Origin of the sequence: Crossiella sp. S99.2, from assembly GCF_023094165.1 — a bacterium.
Taxonomy (GTDB): Bacteria; Actinomycetota; Actinomycetes; order Mycobacteriales; family Pseudonocardiaceae; genus Crossiella.
The window spans coordinates 173,678-188,213 of sequence record NZ_JALMDK010000017.1; the positions used below are offsets into that span (position 1 = coordinate 173,678).

The 14,536-nt window shown below is 71.1% G+C and carries 16 protein-coding genes; 11 read left to right on the plus strand and 5 right to left on the minus strand.

Features of this window, described 5'->3' with window-relative positions:
• The first annotated feature begins 6 nt into the window (after positions 1-6).
• A complete protein-coding gene (locus tag MZC64_RS41870) occupies positions 7-600 on the plus strand; it encodes a MerR family transcriptional regulator (protein WP_247764896.1) in 594 nt (197 codons plus the stop codon).
• 55 nt (positions 601-655) lie between these two features.
• Complete coding sequence (locus MZC64_RS41875; protein WP_247764895.1) at positions 656-1,600, plus strand: bile acid:sodium symporter; 945 nt, start codon at positions 656-658, stop codon at positions 1,598-1,600.
• A 30-nt stretch (positions 1,601-1,630) separates the two neighbouring features.
• Here MZC64_RS41875 and MZC64_RS41880 read toward each other — a convergent pair whose 3' ends face one another.
• The 4 genes from MZC64_RS41880 to MZC64_RS41890 form a co-directional block, all read right to left on the minus strand.
• Positions 1,631-1,987 carry a hypothetical protein gene (locus tag MZC64_RS41880; RefSeq protein WP_247764757.1) on the minus strand — a complete coding sequence of 119 codons (357 nt, stop codon included), beginning with the start codon at positions 1,985-1,987 and terminating at the stop codon, positions 1,631-1,633.
• A gap of 4 nt (positions 1,988-1,991) precedes the next feature.
• Positions 1,992-2,693: a phosphate signaling complex protein PhoU gene (gene phoU, locus MZC64_RS41885; protein ID WP_247764756.1), complete on the minus strand. Its 702-nt coding sequence runs from the start codon at positions 2,691-2,693 to the stop codon at positions 1,992-1,994.
• Between the two features lie 212 nt (positions 2,694-2,905).
• Positions 2,906-3,037 carry a hypothetical protein gene (locus MZC64_RS48390; protein ID WP_282106727.1) on the minus strand — a complete coding sequence of 44 codons (132 nt, stop codon included), beginning with the start codon at positions 3,035-3,037 and terminating at the stop codon, positions 2,906-2,908.
• 64 nt (positions 3,038-3,101) lie between these two features.
• Positions 3,102-4,058 carry a hypothetical protein gene (locus MZC64_RS41890; protein ID WP_247764755.1) on the minus strand — a complete coding sequence of 319 codons (957 nt, stop codon included), beginning with the start codon at positions 4,056-4,058 and terminating at the stop codon, positions 3,102-3,104.
• 124 nt (positions 4,059-4,182) lie between these two features.
• On the opposite strand from MZC64_RS41890, the gene MZC64_RS41895 reads away from it, so the two are divergent.
• The 5 genes from MZC64_RS41895 (at position 4,183) to MZC64_RS41915 (ending at position 8,419) form a co-directional block, all read left to right on the plus strand.
• Complete coding sequence (locus tag MZC64_RS41895; RefSeq protein ID WP_247764754.1) at positions 4,183-4,779, plus strand: alpha/beta hydrolase; 597 nt, start codon at positions 4,183-4,185, stop codon at positions 4,777-4,779.
• 277 nt (positions 4,780-5,056) lie between these two features.
• Entirely contained in the window at positions 5,057-5,644 is a 588-nt protein-coding gene (locus MZC64_RS41900) for a TetR/AcrR family transcriptional regulator (protein ID WP_247764753.1), read from the plus strand.
• Positions 5,645-5,743: 99 nt separating this feature from the next.
• Positions 5,744-6,091, plus strand: coding sequence for a helix-turn-helix transcriptional regulator (locus MZC64_RS41905; protein ID WP_247764752.1), 348 nt, complete (start codon positions 5,744-5,746; stop codon positions 6,089-6,091).
• Complete coding sequence (locus tag MZC64_RS41910; protein WP_247764751.1) at positions 6,088-7,056, plus strand: hypothetical protein; 969 nt, start codon at positions 6,088-6,090, stop codon at positions 7,054-7,056. The genes MZC64_RS41905 and MZC64_RS41910 overlap by 4 nt, the downstream gene beginning before the upstream one ends.
• Before the next feature lie 100 nt (positions 7,057-7,156).
• On the plus strand, positions 7,157-8,419 hold the full coding sequence (locus MZC64_RS41915; RefSeq protein WP_247764750.1) for a cation:proton antiporter: 1,263 nt from the start codon (positions 7,157-7,159) through the stop codon (positions 8,417-8,419).
• Between the two features lies 1 nt (position 8,420).
• On the opposite strand, the gene MZC64_RS41920 is transcribed toward MZC64_RS41915, so the two are convergent.
• On the minus strand, positions 8,421-9,533 hold the full coding sequence (locus tag MZC64_RS41920) for a serine hydrolase (RefSeq protein ID WP_247764749.1): 1,113 nt from the start codon (positions 9,531-9,533) through the stop codon (positions 8,421-8,423).
• Between the two features lie 109 nt (positions 9,534-9,642).
• Here MZC64_RS41920 and MZC64_RS41925 point away from each other — a divergent pair, with 109 nt between their 5' ends.
• From MZC64_RS41925 to MZC64_RS41940, 4 genes are all read left to right on the plus strand, one after another.
• Positions 9,643-11,226: a helix-turn-helix domain-containing protein gene (locus tag MZC64_RS41925; protein ID WP_247764748.1), complete on the plus strand. Its 1,584-nt coding sequence runs from the start codon at positions 9,643-9,645 to the stop codon at positions 11,224-11,226.
• 326 nt (positions 11,227-11,552) lie between these two features.
• Positions 11,553-11,921: a hypothetical protein gene (locus MZC64_RS41930; protein ID WP_247764747.1), complete on the plus strand. Its 369-nt coding sequence runs from the start codon at positions 11,553-11,555 to the stop codon at positions 11,919-11,921.
• Positions 11,918-13,702, plus strand: coding sequence for a GMC family oxidoreductase (locus MZC64_RS41935; RefSeq protein WP_308301129.1), 1,785 nt, complete (start codon positions 11,918-11,920; stop codon positions 13,700-13,702). Before MZC64_RS41930 ends, MZC64_RS41935 begins: the two co-directional genes overlap by 4 nt.
• Positions 13,699-14,511, plus strand: coding sequence for a hypothetical protein (locus MZC64_RS41940; RefSeq protein ID WP_247764746.1), 813 nt, complete (start codon positions 13,699-13,701; stop codon positions 14,509-14,511). Before MZC64_RS41935 ends, MZC64_RS41940 begins: the two co-directional genes overlap by 4 nt.
• Positions 14,512-14,536: the final 25 nt, after the last annotated feature.

Sequence of the window (14,536 nt, forward strand, 5' to 3'; positions counted from 1 at the left end):
CGCACCATGCGGATCTCCCAGCTCGCCGAACACACCGGCGTCCCCGCGAGCACCCTGCGGTTCTACGAGACCGCGGGACTGCTGCCCGCCGAACGGACCCCGGCCGGCTACCGCCGCTACGGCCAGGACTCGGTGCGGCGGCTGGAATTCATCGGCGCGGCCCAGCACCTCGGGCTGCCGTTGGCCGAGATCGCCGACCTGCTGGTGCGGTGGGAATCCGGCTCCTGCACGCAGGTCAAGGATGAGCTGCGGCCCCGGGTCGCCGACCGGATCGCCGAGGCCGGGCACCGCGCGGCCGAGCTGGACCGGTTCACCGCGGTGCTGCGTCAGGCGCTGGCGCACCTGACCGAGCTGCCCGACCGCAGTGGCCGCTGCGACCCGCGCTGCACCTTCCTCAGCTCCCCGACGACGGAGCGGTGGCGGGCAGCCCCGGTGGCGTGTTCGCTGACCGGGGACGGCGTCGCCGAGCGGGCGGAGCAGTGGCGGCACTTGCTCTCCGGCGCGGTGGCCGAGACGATCGTGGACGGGGTGCGCCTGGAGGTGCGTGCGCCCGCCGAGGCAGCCGAGCTGCTCGCCGGGTTGTTCACCCCGGCCGCCTGATCGCCGCACCCGCGAGGAGTTCGCGTTGTCCCAGTCGTCTGGCCTGGTCGCGGGCATGGAACGGCACCAGGTCGCCGTCTACCTGGGCGCACTGGCCGCCGGTGCACTGGCGGGCTGGGCCGTCCCTGCGGTGGGGCCGGGGCTGGAACTGGCCATCAACCCGGTGCTCGCGGCCCTGCTCTACCTGACCTTCCTGCAGGTGCCCGCCGCCGAACTCGGCCGCTCGCTGCGGGATGGCCGGTTCCTGGCCGCCGCGCTGGTGGTCAACTTCGTGGTGGTGCCGCTGGTGGTCGCGACGATGTTCGTCTTCCTCCCGGCCGAGCCCGCGCTGCGGCTGGGAGTGCTGCTGGTGTTGCTGACCCCGTGCGTGGACTACGTGATCGTCTTCAGCGGCCTGGCCGGCGGCAGCAGTCGCCGACTGCTCGCGGCCACGCCGCTGTTGCTGCTCGCGCAGCTGATCCTGTTGCCGGGCTTGCTGTTGCTGTTCCTGGGCGCCGAACTGGCCGAGGTGGTCGAGGCCGGCCCGTTCGCCGAGGCGTTCCTGGTGCTGATCGTCATCCCGCTGACGCTGGCCTGGCTCACCCAGACCTGGGCGGCCCGGCGCGACTCTGGGCGCAGGGTCGTCGAGGCACTGGGGACGGCCATGGTGCCGCTGATGGCGATGACCCTGCTGGCGGTGGTGGCCTCCCAGGTGCCCAAGCTCGACCGGGGCCTGGGCCAGGTGGCCGCGGTGGTGCCGTGCTACGTGCTCTTCCTGGTGGTGATGGCCTTCGCGGGACTCGGCATCGCGCGGTTGTTCCGCCTGGACATCCCGGCCGGGCGGGCGATCGTGTTCAGCGGCGCCACCCGCAACTCCCTGGTCGTGCTCCCCCTCGCACTGGCGTTGCCCGACGCCTTGGCCATCGCCGCGGTGGTCGTGGTCACCCAGACCCTGGTCGAGGTGGTCGGGATGGTGGTCTACGTCCGGGTCCTGCCCCGGCTGCTGCCCACGACCGGTTAGCGCCGGCAGGCAAGCTCGCGGGCGCCGAACTCACGCGGCCTTGGCGGCCGGCCGGGCCCGGACCAGGGTGGCGAACAGAATCGCGCCCGCCGCGCACAGCAGTAGCACCAGCGCGTCGTGCCGGGACTGCGCGGTGAACTCCAGCGTTCCGTGACCGCCCAGCACAAATCCGGTGTGCACGCACCAGCCGAACGCGGCGGTGACCAGGGTGGCCCCCGCGGTGCTCAGCAACGCGAGGACGTCGACGACCACCACGATGCCGAGCACCGACAGCACCGGCTGGGCGGTGGCGCCGAGGGCGCGGGCGATCAGGACCGTCACCACGGCCAGGGTCATGCCCAGCGGCATGCCGAATCCACCGGGGACAACTGGAGGCTGAGTGCGCATGCGGTCAGTGCAGCCCGCGCGCGGCCAGGACTGAAGGGGCCCTGACGCGATCCGTACGCGGCGGCACGATTTCCTTACCGGTCTCCACAAACGCGGTGCGTTCGGCCACCGCGACCGCGTGATCGGCGAAGCGCTCGTAGTAGCGGCTGAGCAGAGTGGCTTCCACCGCGGCCGACACCCCGAAGGTCCACTTCCGGTAGCCGATCAGGGCGAACAGGGACTGGTGCAGCTCATCCATTTCCGCGTCCGCCTCCCCCAGGCTGCGGGCCAGGCTCAGATCCCGCTCGCGCACGACCTTGCCAGTGGTGCCGGCCATCCGGACCGCGATCGAGCCCATCCGCTCGAACCGGGACCACAGCGGCACGGGCAGCACCGGTTCCGGGTGGCGGCGCAACACGGCCAGCGCGACGTGGTGGGCCAGCTCGCCCATCCGCTCCACATGTTCGGCCGAGCGCAACGCGGTCACGATCACCCGCAGGTCCTTGGCCACCGGCGATTGCAGGGCCAGCAAGGTCTGCGCGTCCTGCTCGATCCGGGTTCTGGTCTGGTTGACGGTCGCCTCGTCGGCGATCACCTGCTCGGCCAGGCGAATGTCCCCGTCGAGGAGTGCGTCGGTGGCGCGGCGCATGGCCAGGGCGGCCTGATCGCACATCCGGGCGAGTTGGAGCACCAGCACGTCCAGCCGGTGGTGGAACGCATCCCGCATGGGTCACGCCTTTCGATGTCCTCGGCCGCGACCGGGAGTACGGCCGGTCGTTCCGGCGCCCGGATACCGAGGTAATCCGCTGCGCCGGGGCCAGGCAAGACATCGCGGGCCGAACTTACGCGTTCCTTCCGCCGGGCTCGCCCGCTGGTTCCGCGGCATCCGCTGCCGCAGGTACTCGGACTCGAGCCCGGCGATCAGCACGAACACCTGCGTCACTCATCGCGCAACCGCACCAAGTCCAGCGCCTGGTTCTGCCAAAGCTCGATCCACAATGGACAGATATCGGCGATCGGCACCGGCTGCTCCGGGGACTGGTATGGCTCGGGCAAGGCGAGAAAGCGCACGTCCTGAACGGCTCAACGCGGTACCGCACCGTCGCCATGACCAGCCGCGGCGCGATAGGAATGGTCAGAAGGGGGCGGCTTTGAGGATCGTGGCCGTCCGGTAGTCGCTGTTACCGTTCTTGGTCAGTCGGAGCAGCGGGATCGTCCTGAGATCGCTCTTGCTGATTCCGATCGACCAGGGGCCTTGATCGGCGAGCGGGTCCTGGAGTTTGCGGTACTCGCAGTCCCGGGTGAAGCCGCGGCGCTGCGGGTCGAAGTCGTTGCCGAACTTGTAGTACAGCTCGAACGGGCCGGACAGGCCGGACAGGGTCGCCGTGCTGTCGCCACGCACGAAGACGCTGGCGCGCGGCTTGGCCGGGTCGCCGCCGACCACCGCCGACACCACGGCGTCCAGCTTGCCGCTGTTGTTGGTGATGGTCACCGTGGTTGAGCCGCCGGGGCCACGCTGCAGGACCTCGCCGTCACGCGGCCTGCGGGTCTCGAGTTCGGGCATGGCCGGTTCGGGCGGTTCGGGGAAGCCGGTGAACTGGACGCCGACTTTGCCGAATTCCCCTGGCAGGGCCCGCACAACCGCGTTGCCCAGTGCCTGCCTGGTGTTCACCTTGGCCTGGTGCAGGCGGAGCGCCTCCGGGACGGGCAGGCCGCAGGAGTTGTTGCCGCCGCCGGTGGCGGGGGTGCGCAGGTCCTCCTTGGTGGCGAAGGAGGAGAGGTGATCCGTCAGTTCCCGGTGCGGCACGGCGGCGGCCTTGGGCGGGCGGAACTTGCCGAATTCGGTGTGCTGCGCGCGCAACGCGGTGCTGAGCTGGACCCGGATCTGGTTGAGCTGCTCCAGGGTGGTGGCCGGGTTCAGCTGCTCGGTGAGCGGGCGGGCCGCGTCCACCAGGCCGGTGAGTTTCTGCTGGTAGTCCGCGACACTCAGTTCGGGCGGACCGGACGGTGCGGGTGACTTCTCGGGCCCGCCGCAGGCGGTGATGGTCAGCATCAGGGCGCAGGCGGTGGCGCGGATGAACGGACTCCCCATCCGTTCAGTCTAGTGCGCTAGGGCATTCGCCGTCCGGGAAACGCGCTGTCCGGCCAGGTGTCGATCCGGGCGGGAACCGTTCGTGTAGTGGGCAGAAGGCAGCACCGCCCAAGGAGGCTCGATCATGACTCGTACCCGTTCCCACCTGGTGACGGCGTTGATCAGCGCGATGCTGCTGGCCTCCGCCGCCGGGCCCGCCGACGCCGCGATGTCCGGCGATCCGGTCTGCACCACACACACCCTCTCGGTGCGCATCGCGGAGGACGGCCCGGCGACCGAGACCCTGCGGGGCCGGCTGTGCCTGCCACGTCACCGGCGGCCCAGCGCGGTGCACCTGCTCGTGCACGGGGCCACCTACGACCACCGGTACTGGGACTTCCCGGTCGGCGGCGGCCAGTACTCCTACGTCCGGGCCGCGGCGCTCGCGGGGTACGCCACCTTCAACGTCGACCGGATTGGCGCGGGCGCCAGCTCGCATCCGGTCAGCCGGCGGCTCGACGCGGCCGTGGGAGCTGTCGCGGTGCATGACGTGGTCACCGCACTGCGCACGGGCGCCGTCGGTGGCCGCCCGTTCGCGCGCGTGATTTACGTCGGGCACTCCCTCGGGTCCTTCATCGGTCTGTACGGGATTTCCCGCTACCGCGACGTGGACGCCGCGATCCACCTTGTTCCAGTGGAACACGGTCGACCACGCCTGTTCGGCCCACTCGCGCGGGGGTAGGTAGGTCTCGGCCGGGAACAGGCTCGCGCCCATCGGGATCTCGATGCGGCCGTCACCAAAACGGTTGCCGGCGAAGAACTCCGATCCCTGCCGGAGAAGCCGTACCCGGGGATGGCGGGGATCACGACGTGGACGGCGTCCTCGGTTGCGGGCGGCAGGTCGAGCGCTGCCGCCGCGGCGGGTGCGAAGGCGGACATGGGGACTCCGATCGTCGTCAGCCGGGCTCGGCGGAGATCAGTTTGTAGCGACTGCTACAAATAGGTGTACCGTGATCGCCGTGGCACGGAAGATCGCGTTCGACTACGACCGGGCGGTTGATGCGGCGACGACGTTGTTCTGGGCGAACGGCTACGTCGACACCGGACTGCGCGACCTGCTCAAGGCGATGGGGATCGGCGAGGGCTCGTTCTACAACACCGTGGGCAGCAAGAAGAATCTGTACCTGGTGTGCCTGCGCCGCTACGAGGACACCGTCATCGCCGATCGCCTGCGCGCACTCGCCGAGCCGCCGACCGCGGCCGAGGGGGTCCGGGCGTTCTTCGGCGCGATCCTGGACTGCCTGGACGATCCGGCCACGCCGTCGCGGCTGTGCATGCTCGCGGCGATGTCGACCGAAGAAGTGCTTGCCGAGCCCGACCTGCGCACCCGCGCGGACGAGGCCATCGCCACCCTGCGCACCGCGCTGCACGACCGCGTCACCGCCGACCTGGACGCCGGCGCGCTGACCGCGCCGGTGGATCCCACGGCGGTCGCCGCGATCATCACGACGTACGTGCAGGGCCTGTGGCGGGTCGCGCTGGTGTCCTACGACCGCGCGGAATTCGAGCGACAGATCGAGGCCCTACTCACCACCCTCGGGCTCTGATACCGCGGCACGCCCCGGCCCACGTGACACCCTCGCTTCGCCCAGCTAGTCTGAAATCAGACTAGTCCGGATTGCTCTCTAGTTGATGGCGGAAGACAGGTGGCGGGAGCCGAACTGACGGCGGGCTGGCTGCGCGGCACGCTGGAACTGGCCGTGGCGGCCGTGCTCGCCGAGGCCGATCTGCACGGGTACGCGCTGGTGCAGCGGCTGGCCGAGCAGGGGCTCGGCACGATCAAAGGCGGGGCGCTCTACCCGGTACTCGGCCGGATGGAGGCCGCCGGTCTGGTCGAGGCCGAGTGGGTCGCCGGCCAGGGCGGACCGGGGCGCAAGACCTACCGGCTGACCCCGGCGGGCCGGGACCGACTGGACGAAGAGATCGGGCACTGGCGGGACTTCTCAGCCGCGATGGACCGGCTCGTCCGCACCGTGCGCAAGGACAGGACATGACCATGGCCACTGCTTCCTGGACTGACCGGGCCCGACTCGAACTCGCCAGGCGCGGCGTGCACCTGGCCCTGATCAACACCGTGCTGACCGAGGTGGCCGAGCACTGCGAGGACAGCGGCGAGTCACCGGAGCAGGCCTTCGGCACCCCCGCCGAGTTCGCCGAACAGACCGCCGCGACCCGGGTGCCGCTGGCTGAGCGCGCCAAACGCGGCCGCGACGGGGTGACGGTGTTCGAGACCTGCTCCGCGATGATCGGCTGGGTCGGGCTCAAGACCATCGTGCTGGGCGTCTTCCTGTTGTTCGTCAAGGGTCTGTTCATCCCGCTCACCCCTGCGGGCCTCACCGGCGTGCCGATCGTCTACGCGGCGCTGCTCTGCGCGCTGTACGCGAGCAACCTCGCGCGGCTGCTCGGCAGACCCCGGACCGTGGCGCCCGCCTGGATCGTCACCGGGGTGCTGGTGGTGCTGGCGGCGACCGCGCTGGTCGAGCTGCCCCGCGAGGTGCTCGGCTCGCTGCCGACACCGCTGTTCCTGGCCGCGGGCGGACTGCTGGTGTGGTGGGCCTGGCAGCGCAAGTCCACCTCCGAGGTGGCGAAGGCGGTCGAGCACGACCACGAGTGGCTGGACCGGCTGCGCGGACTGCTCGAAGGACGCCACGACGTGCCGCGCGAGCGGGCCGACGCCCTGGTCCGGGAGACCGCGGCGCACCTGGCGGCCGGCGGCAACCCGCCGGCGGAGGAGTTCGGTCCGGTCGAGGAGTACGCGGTGACGCTGGCCGAGCACCAGCCCGCCGCGCCCAGGTGGTGGCAGCGCGAGATCGCCCGCCACTGGGTGTCCTTCGGACTGGCCGTCGGCTTCGTGGGCTCGGCCGTGTTCGGCGACCAGCCCACCTGGTACTTCGTCACCGCACTGGCCCTGCTGGCCATGTCTAGCGCACTGCTGGTGCGCGCGCTGCGCAAGAAGTGACGGACGATGGATCGAGCGCGCGGGCGACCTGGTGGCGAATCTCGTGTGACACGAACGTTTTCGTCTGTCCTTTGCGGACACTCTGGGCAAGGATGAGCCCATGAACTCGATGCTGCTGGTGGCCGCGATCGCCATCGTGGTGCGATCGCTGGCGGCCGCCCGCCTGGACCGGTGGAACATCGGGGCGCCGGTGGTGATGGTGCTGGTGGGGGTCGCGGTCGGCGCGCTCAACGAGGACTCCATCGCGGCCGTGCTCAACACCGAGGCGGTGCAGCTGGCGGCGGAGATCATCCTCGCGGTGCTGCTGTTCGTCGACGCCACCGAGGTGCGCGGCGGCCGGTTGTGGGGCGGCTACCCCGGTCTGGTGGCCAGGGTGCTGCTCATCGCGCTGCCGGTGAGCCTCGCGCTGGCGGCGTTGCTGGGCTGGTTGCTCTTCCCCGATCTGCCGTGGCCGGTGCTGCTGCTGATCGCGGGCATCACCGTGCCCACCGACTTCGCCGCGGCGGAACGGCTGGTCCGCGATCGGGCGCTGTCCATGCGGGTGCGCAGCGTGCTCAACGTGGAGGGCGGCTACAACGACGGCATCGTCTCCCCGCTGTTCCTCTTCGCGCTGATCCTGGCCGGCGACGAGTCCCAGCAGCGGTCGCCGCTGGCCGCCCTGGCCACGGTGTTGCCGCACGCGGTCAAGGCCGTGCTCGCCGGGGTGCTGCTCGGCACCGTGCTGGCCTGGTTGCTGGCCAAGGCACACCAAGCCGGGTGGGTGACCGACCAGTCCGCGCGGGTCGCGGTGCTGCTGGCGCCGCTGCTGACCTACACCGCGACCGTGGCCATCGACGGCAACGGCTTTGTCGCCTCCTTCGTCTGCGGCGTGGCCTTCCGCTACGTGCACCGGCTGCACAAGGCCCGCCGGATCAAGGACCACCCCGGCGACCGCACCGAGATCAGGGCCGACGCCCTGACCAGGGACCTGCACCTGCTGGAGGACGTCACCACGCTGCTGACCATGTCCATGTGGTTCGTGGTCGGGATCGCGGCCGTGCTCGCCTTCTCCATCGGGGTGCCCTGGCAGGTGGTGCTCTACTGCGCCGCCGCGCTCACCGTGATCCGCCTGGTGCCGGTGCTGCTGTCCCTGCTCGGATCGAGTCTGTCCGGGCGGGAACGCCTGCTCGTCGGGACGCTGGGACCGCGCGGCACCACCTCGATCGTGTTCGGGCTGCTGGCCTTCAACCGGCTGCCGGAGGGCGAGGCCGCCGATCACATCCTGCTGATCACCGTGGTATGCGTGCTGGGCAGCGTGGTGCTGCACGGCCTTGGCGCGAAACCGGCGACGCTGTTGCTGACCAGAACGGGGAAACGCGGGTAGGTCAGCGCAGATCGCGGATCAGTCTGCCGATGACCAGGTCGACCTCGGCCGAGTCGAAGGTGTCGGTGCCGATCAGCAGGGTCACCGACCGGCGGCCGTCCTCGGTGACGGCGTTGCGGAACTTGTGGCCACTGGGCATGCTGCCGCTGTGCCCCCAGGTGAGCAGGTCCGGGGTGAGGCGCTGGCGTTCCACGCCCAGGCCGTAGCCGTCGCTGAGTTCGTCCGGCACGGTGCGTTTCAGCTCGGCGAGTTGGGCTGGGGCAAGGAGTTTGCCGGTCAGCAGCGCGGTCCAGAATGCGGTCACGTCGGCCCCGGTGGAGATCAGCGAGCCGGAGGCGTTGGCCTCGGAGGTGTTCCACTCGGTCCGGTCCAGCAACAGTCCGGCGCGCCGCAGGTAACCGCGTAGCTCCGGCTGGGGCAGCGTGACCCGGTCGCCGGGCCAGTAGGTGTCGCGCAGGCCGAGGGGTTTGATGATCCGTTCGGTGATCTCGGCGCCGACATCGCGGCCGGTGACCTTGGTGACGAGCAGTCCGGCCAGGTTGTAATTGGTGTTGGCGTAGGCGAAACCCGCCGGGCCCCAGCGCTGTGGCGGCGGCAGGGTCAGTGCCTGCCGGACCGTGCGCGCCGGTTCGATGTGGTCCCAGCGGCGCCGTTCCTCGTCCCGCCAGAACGGCGCTTCCAGGTAGTCGGGCAGGCCACTGGTGTGCTGTAACACCTGCCGGACGGTGATCTCGCGCCCGTCGTAGCGATCGGTGCGGATCAGGCCGGGCAGGTGGCGGTCAACCGTGTCCGCCAGGGCGATCCGGCCTTCGCCGACCAGTTGCAGCACCACCGTGGCCGTCCATGCCTTGGTGTTGCTGCCGATCCGGCTGTGTTCGGTGCCGCGCACCGGCCGGCCGGTCCAGCGGTCGGCGCGGCCGACCCCGTTGTTGCGCAGGCCGCAGCGTGGACTGCGCGTGGTCAGCGCGATCCCGGCGCCGACCCGGGCCAGGGCGGTCAGCGCGGTCCGGATGGGTCCGGTGTCGCAGCGCGGGGTCGCGTTCGCCGCGGCCGGCGGCGCCAGCAGCACCGCGGTGATCGTCAGGGCCACCGCGACATTCCCGTTGCCTCGCATGGCATCTCCTCTCCCTTGCCCAGAGCCTCGCGGCTGGGCCGGGCCGGGTGCATACGTTGCGGTCCAGAGAATCGGCGAAATTTTTGGCCGTCTGGCTAGAGTGGTGCAGGTGCCCGACCCCGCGGCGCCCGATCTCGGGCAGGTCCTCGACGAACTGGGCCCCGCGCTGCTGCGGCCGTTGACCGTGCTGCCCGAGCGGCCGGTGCCGGTCTCCGGCGTGCTCGTCTTCGAGCGGCGGGCCACACTGCCACCGGTGCGGGGCGCGATCCTGCTCGCCGTCGGCGTGGCGATGGCGCAGGCGCCGGAACTGCTCGGTGCGGCGGCCGAGGCCGGGCACGCCTGCCTGGTGGTGAAGAGTTTTGGCGAGCCGGTCACCGAACTGGTGGCCGTCGCACAGCGTTGCGGCGTGGTGCTGCTGGCGGCGGAGGACAGCGTGCCCTGGCAGCACCTGGGCGCCCTGATCTCCTCGGCCCTGGCCGCCGCGGCGCGCTTCGCCCGGGCCCCGGGCATCGGCGATTTGTTCGCGCTGGCCAACGCGATCGCGGCGATGGTGGGCGGCGCCACCGTGATCGAGGATCCGCAGCGGCGCATCCTGGCCTACTCGACCGTGCCCGGCCAGCGCATCGACGAGGGCCGCAGGCAGGGCATCCTCGGCCGCCAGGTGCCGGCCGGCCCGGACTACGACGAGCAGTACCGCGCACTGGCCAAGGACAAGCGGATCCGCCGGTTCCCGGCCCTGCCCGGCGGTCTGCCGCGACTCGGTATCGCGGTGCGCGCGGGCGGCGAGCAACTGGGTTCGATCTGGGTCGTCGACGCCGAAGATCACCTGGACCCGGCCGCCGAACAGGCCCTCGCCGACGTGGCCGACACCGTCGCCCTGCACCTGCTCGCCGCCCGCACCGCCCTGGACGCCGCCCGCCGCGGCACCGCCGACCTGATCCGGCGGCTCTTCGGCGACCCGGACAGCGTGATCGAGGTGGCCCGCCAACTCGGCCTGGACCCGAACCAGCCGGTCGCGGTGGCCGCCTTCGCCATCGCCGCCGAGGACGTGCGCGCGGCGCACGCGGCCACCCGGCTGGCCGACCTGGTGAGCCTGCACTGCGAGGCCCACCACGGCAGGCAGACCTGCGCCTTGCTCGACGGCACCGTGTACGCGCTGCTGCCGGGCGGCCCGTCGCCACCCGCGCACCGCGAACTCGTCGCCGACATCGCCCGCCGAGCCCACAGCGCGTTGCGGGTGCCCGTGCTGGCCGCGGTCGGTTCACTCGTCCCCGGCCTGCGCTCGATCGCGCGTTCCCGCGCCGACGCGGACCTGGTCCTGCGCGCGCTCACCGACCGGCCCGGCCCCGCGGAGCCCTGCCGGGTGGCCACCCTGGCCGAGGTGTGGGCGGGCGCGGCACTGGCCGCGCTGGCCCAGACCCTGGCCGGACACGAGTCGCTGCCCGACCGGCTCGGCCCGGCGGTGCACGCCCACGACCGAGCGCACGGCACCACCTACGCGGCCACCATGCTCGCCTACCTGGACGCCAACAGCGATGTCTCAGCCGCCGCCCACCGCTTGTCCGTACACCCGAACACGGTCCGGTACCGCCTCTCCCGCGCCGAGCAGATCTTCGGCCTCGACCTCGCCGACCCGGACCAGCGCCTGGTGCTGTGGCTGCGCCTGCGGCTCGGTGACCAGCTCGGCCGGTGAGTTGGCCGTTCCGGACGGCGAGTTGGGCCAAGTGGTACGCCGGTTTGGCTCAAGTGGGCGTACCAGTTGGCCCAAGTGGTACGCGGGGGCGGGCGAGGCTCGTGTGAGGCAAGCCACAGGTCACTTGAGGGTCACGGCTCAGCCGCCGGGCCGGAGCCGATCGGGCGACTCTGCGGTCCAACGGCGCAGCCTCCCGGCATCGTGATCACGCCCGCTTATCCCAAGCGGGACAAGGAGGTTCAGGACCGTACGGGTGAAATCGCCGGGACCACCCGCTCGCCCCGCGTTGCTACGGTGCGAGGAGAGGACACGGCTCAGGGGGGTAGGTGTTGGACGCCTTCGTGGCGATTTCGGTGTGGTTGACCGGTTTCACGGACGGGGAGCTGCGCGCGACGGGCATGGCGGAGCGCTACCACGCCACCGTGCGCCAGCACACCGATCCCGCGCACTACGACCGCTTGGTCGCGGATCTGCTTGCCGCACACGGTGATCCGGCCGCACTCGGCCAGGGTTCCGTCGAGCTGGCGCGGGCGATCACGCACCTGTGGTACCTGGGCGCGTGGCCGGGCGAAGCGCACACCGTGTCCGCGCGGGCACACGCGGAAGGCCTGGTGTGGAAGACTTTCCACGGCGCTCCGCCGGGCACCACGGCTCCGGGTTTCGCCAGCTGGTCGCGCCGGCCGGTCATCCGGTGAGCACCCGCTACGACGTTGTGGTGGTCGGCGCCGGTTTCGCCGGATCGCTGATCGCGCGGTCACTGGGCGAGCATGGCTGGCGGGTGCTGGTGCTCGAAGCCGGGGCGGGACAGGCACCCGAGGACGCCGTGCGGAAGTTTCACACCACCTTCGCCAAAACACCGACCTCGCCGTATCGCACCACGGTCGCGGCGCCCTCGCCGGATGTGCTCGACCTGGCCCCTGGCGTGGACGGATATCTGCGGCAGCGCGGGGAACTGCCCTATTCCAGCCCGTACGTGCGGGTCAACGGCGGCAGCGGAATGGCCTGGAACGGGCTGGTGCCGCGGATGCATCCGGAGGACTTCCGCGCCGGCCGGTTCGGCCAAGGCCGGGACTGGCCGATCGGCTACCACGATCTGGAACCGTATTACCGTGCCGCGGAACGGGAAATCGGCGTCGCCGGGGATGTCGGCGAGCAACGGGACGGGGTCGGGCTGCCGTTCCCCGCGGACTACGTGTTCCCGATGCGCGACTTCCCGCGCAGCCACCTCGACGAGGTCATCGCCGAGGCGGTGAACGGACGCCGCGTGCGCGATCCCTTCCAGGACAACGAGATCGAGCTGCAGGTCATCGGCACCCCGCAGGCCCGCAACGCCGTGCCCGACCCGCGCTATGACGGCGGCAAGGGTTTCCGCCCGGACGGGCACCGCTGCGTCGGCTACGCCAGCTGCGTGCCGATCTGCCCGGAACAGGCCAAATACACGCCACTGCGGACCCAGGCACGCTGGCCGGGAACGGTCACCCTGCGCACGCGGGCGGTGGTCAACCGGCTGCACAGCACCGCGAACGGTCGCATCACCCGGCTCGAATACCAGGCGTACCAGGACGACACCTCGGCCAGGCACACCATCCACACGGTCGAGGCGGAACTGGTCGTGCTGGCCGCGCACGCCATCGAGAACGCCAAACTGCTGCTGATGTCGGGGCTGGCCAACCGCAGCGGGCAGGTCGGCCGCAACCTGATGGACCATCCGGCGTTGCTCACCTGGGGGCTGATGCCCGGCCAGATCGGGCCGTATCGGGGCCCCGGCTCGACCTCGGGGCTGGAGGGGTTCCGCTTCGGCCCGGCCAGGGCGGCCCGCGCGCCGTTCCGGGTCGAATTCGGCAACTGGGGCTGGAACTGGGCACTGGGCACCCCGGACCTCGACACCGCCGAACTCCTGCGCGAGGGCGTCTTCGGCACCGAACTCCGACGGCGACTCGGCGACCGACTCGGCCGCCAGTTCACCCTCCAGTTCGAGATCGAGCAGGAGGCCGACCCGGCCAACCGGGTCACCATCGACCCCACCGTCCGCGACCGGCTCGGCAACCCTCGGCCGGTGCTGACCTACCGGCTCAGCGACTACGTCAAACGCGGCATGGTCGCCGCGAAACGGGTCTCCGATCAGCTTTTCGCGCTACTGGGCGCCGAGGACCACACCCGGTACACGCCCGCCATGCCCGGCTACCTCGAATTCGACGGCGAGCCGTTCGCCTTCCGCGGCGCCGGGCACGGCGCGGGCACCCACATCATGGGCGCGGCGCCGTCGGACTCCGTGGTCGATCAGTGGCAGCGCTGCTGGGACCACCCCAACCTCTACGCCGTCGGCTGCGGCAGCATGCCCGCACTGGGCACCTCGAACCCCTCGCTGACCATGGCCGCGCTGGCCCTGCGCAGCGCCGGGCACATGCACGGCCAGCTCACCGACCGCCGCCGCGTCACCCTGTCCACCACGCACGAGGAGCCCAGCATCCGATGACCCAGCAGCTGCCGCCCGTCGCCGAGCCGTTCCAGCTTCCCTTCCACTATGGCGCGTTGCACCACGTCGGCCTCGACTACCTGGTCGAGCCCGCACCGGTGGCGAAGGTGCTCGCCAGGACGCATCCCGGGCTCAGCGCCGCCGAGTTCGACGGGCGCGCCTGCGTGTCGGTGAACTTCCAGCTCTACTTCGCCCAGTACGCCGCGGGCGCCGGAATCACCCAGGAGATCGAGATCAACGTGATCGCGTTTCCGCGCGGTGACGAGCATCGACTCGCCGAACTGTCCTATGTGGACTATGCCAGCGGGGTCGACCAGACCAAACTGCTCGGCATCGGGCGCATCCATGTGCTGTGCGACAACGACATCGCGATCGAGGCGGGTACCAAGCTCTACGCCGAGCCGAAGTACCCGGCCAGGTTCACCGCCGTCATGCCCTCGCTCAACGGCCCGCGCTCGGACACCTGGGCCATCGGCTGCCAGGACACCGCGGACCGGGAACTGTTCGGCTTCACCGCACGGCTGGACGGCCTGCCGGGCGAGCCGGTCAACAACACGCCCATCACCGGCTACGGCACCACCGAGGACGGCAGGCTGCTGGCCGGACCGATGAACGTCTACCACCCGTACCGGCTGCACCTGCTCGACAACGGCGACCGGGTCTCCCTGACCATCACCGACCAGGATTCCCCGGTGTGCCAGGACCTCGCCGAGCTGATCGGCGCCGCCCCGGCGGCCGGCGTGTGGACCTACCAGTCCGCGCCGGTGGCCGCGCACAACCGCCCGTACTACCTCCCGGCGCCGCGGTGATCGAGGACACTGGCGGTGCGGCTCC

Excerpts from the sequence above, each read along its gene's own strand:
- MZC64_RS41920 (WP_247764749.1), bottom strand. The coding sequence starts at position 9,533 with ATGCGAGGCAACGGGAATGTCGCGGTGGCCCTGACGATCACCGCGGTG.
- MZC64_RS41915 (WP_247764750.1), top strand. The coding sequence starts at position 7,157 with ATGAACTCGATGCTGCTGGTGGCCGCGATCGCCATCGTGGTGCGATCG.
- MZC64_RS41875 (WP_247764895.1), top strand. The coding sequence starts at position 656 with ATGGAACGGCACCAGGTCGCCGTCTACCTGGGCGCACTGGCCGCCGGT.
- phoU (WP_247764756.1), bottom strand. The coding sequence starts at position 2,693 with ATGCGGGATGCGTTCCACCACCGGCTGGACGTGCTGGTGCTCCAACTC.
- MZC64_RS41880 (WP_247764757.1), bottom strand. The coding sequence starts at position 1,987 with ATGCGCACTCAGCCTCCAGTTGTCCCCGGTGGATTCGGCATGCCGCTG.
- MZC64_RS41890 (WP_247764755.1), bottom strand. The coding sequence starts at position 4,058 with ATGGGGAGTCCGTTCATCCGCGCCACCGCCTGCGCCCTGATGCTGACC.
- MZC64_RS41940 (WP_247764746.1), top strand. The coding sequence starts at position 13,699 with ATGACCCAGCAGCTGCCGCCCGTCGCCGAGCCGTTCCAGCTTCCCTTC.
- MZC64_RS41870 (WP_247764896.1), top strand. The coding sequence starts at position 7 with ATGCGGATCTCCCAGCTCGCCGAACACACCGGCGTCCCCGCGAGCACC.
- MZC64_RS41895 (WP_247764754.1), top strand. The coding sequence starts at position 4,183 with ATGACTCGTACCCGTTCCCACCTGGTGACGGCGTTGATCAGCGCGATG.
- MZC64_RS41910 (WP_247764751.1), top strand. The coding sequence starts at position 6,088 with ATGACCATGGCCACTGCTTCCTGGACTGACCGGGCCCGACTCGAACTC.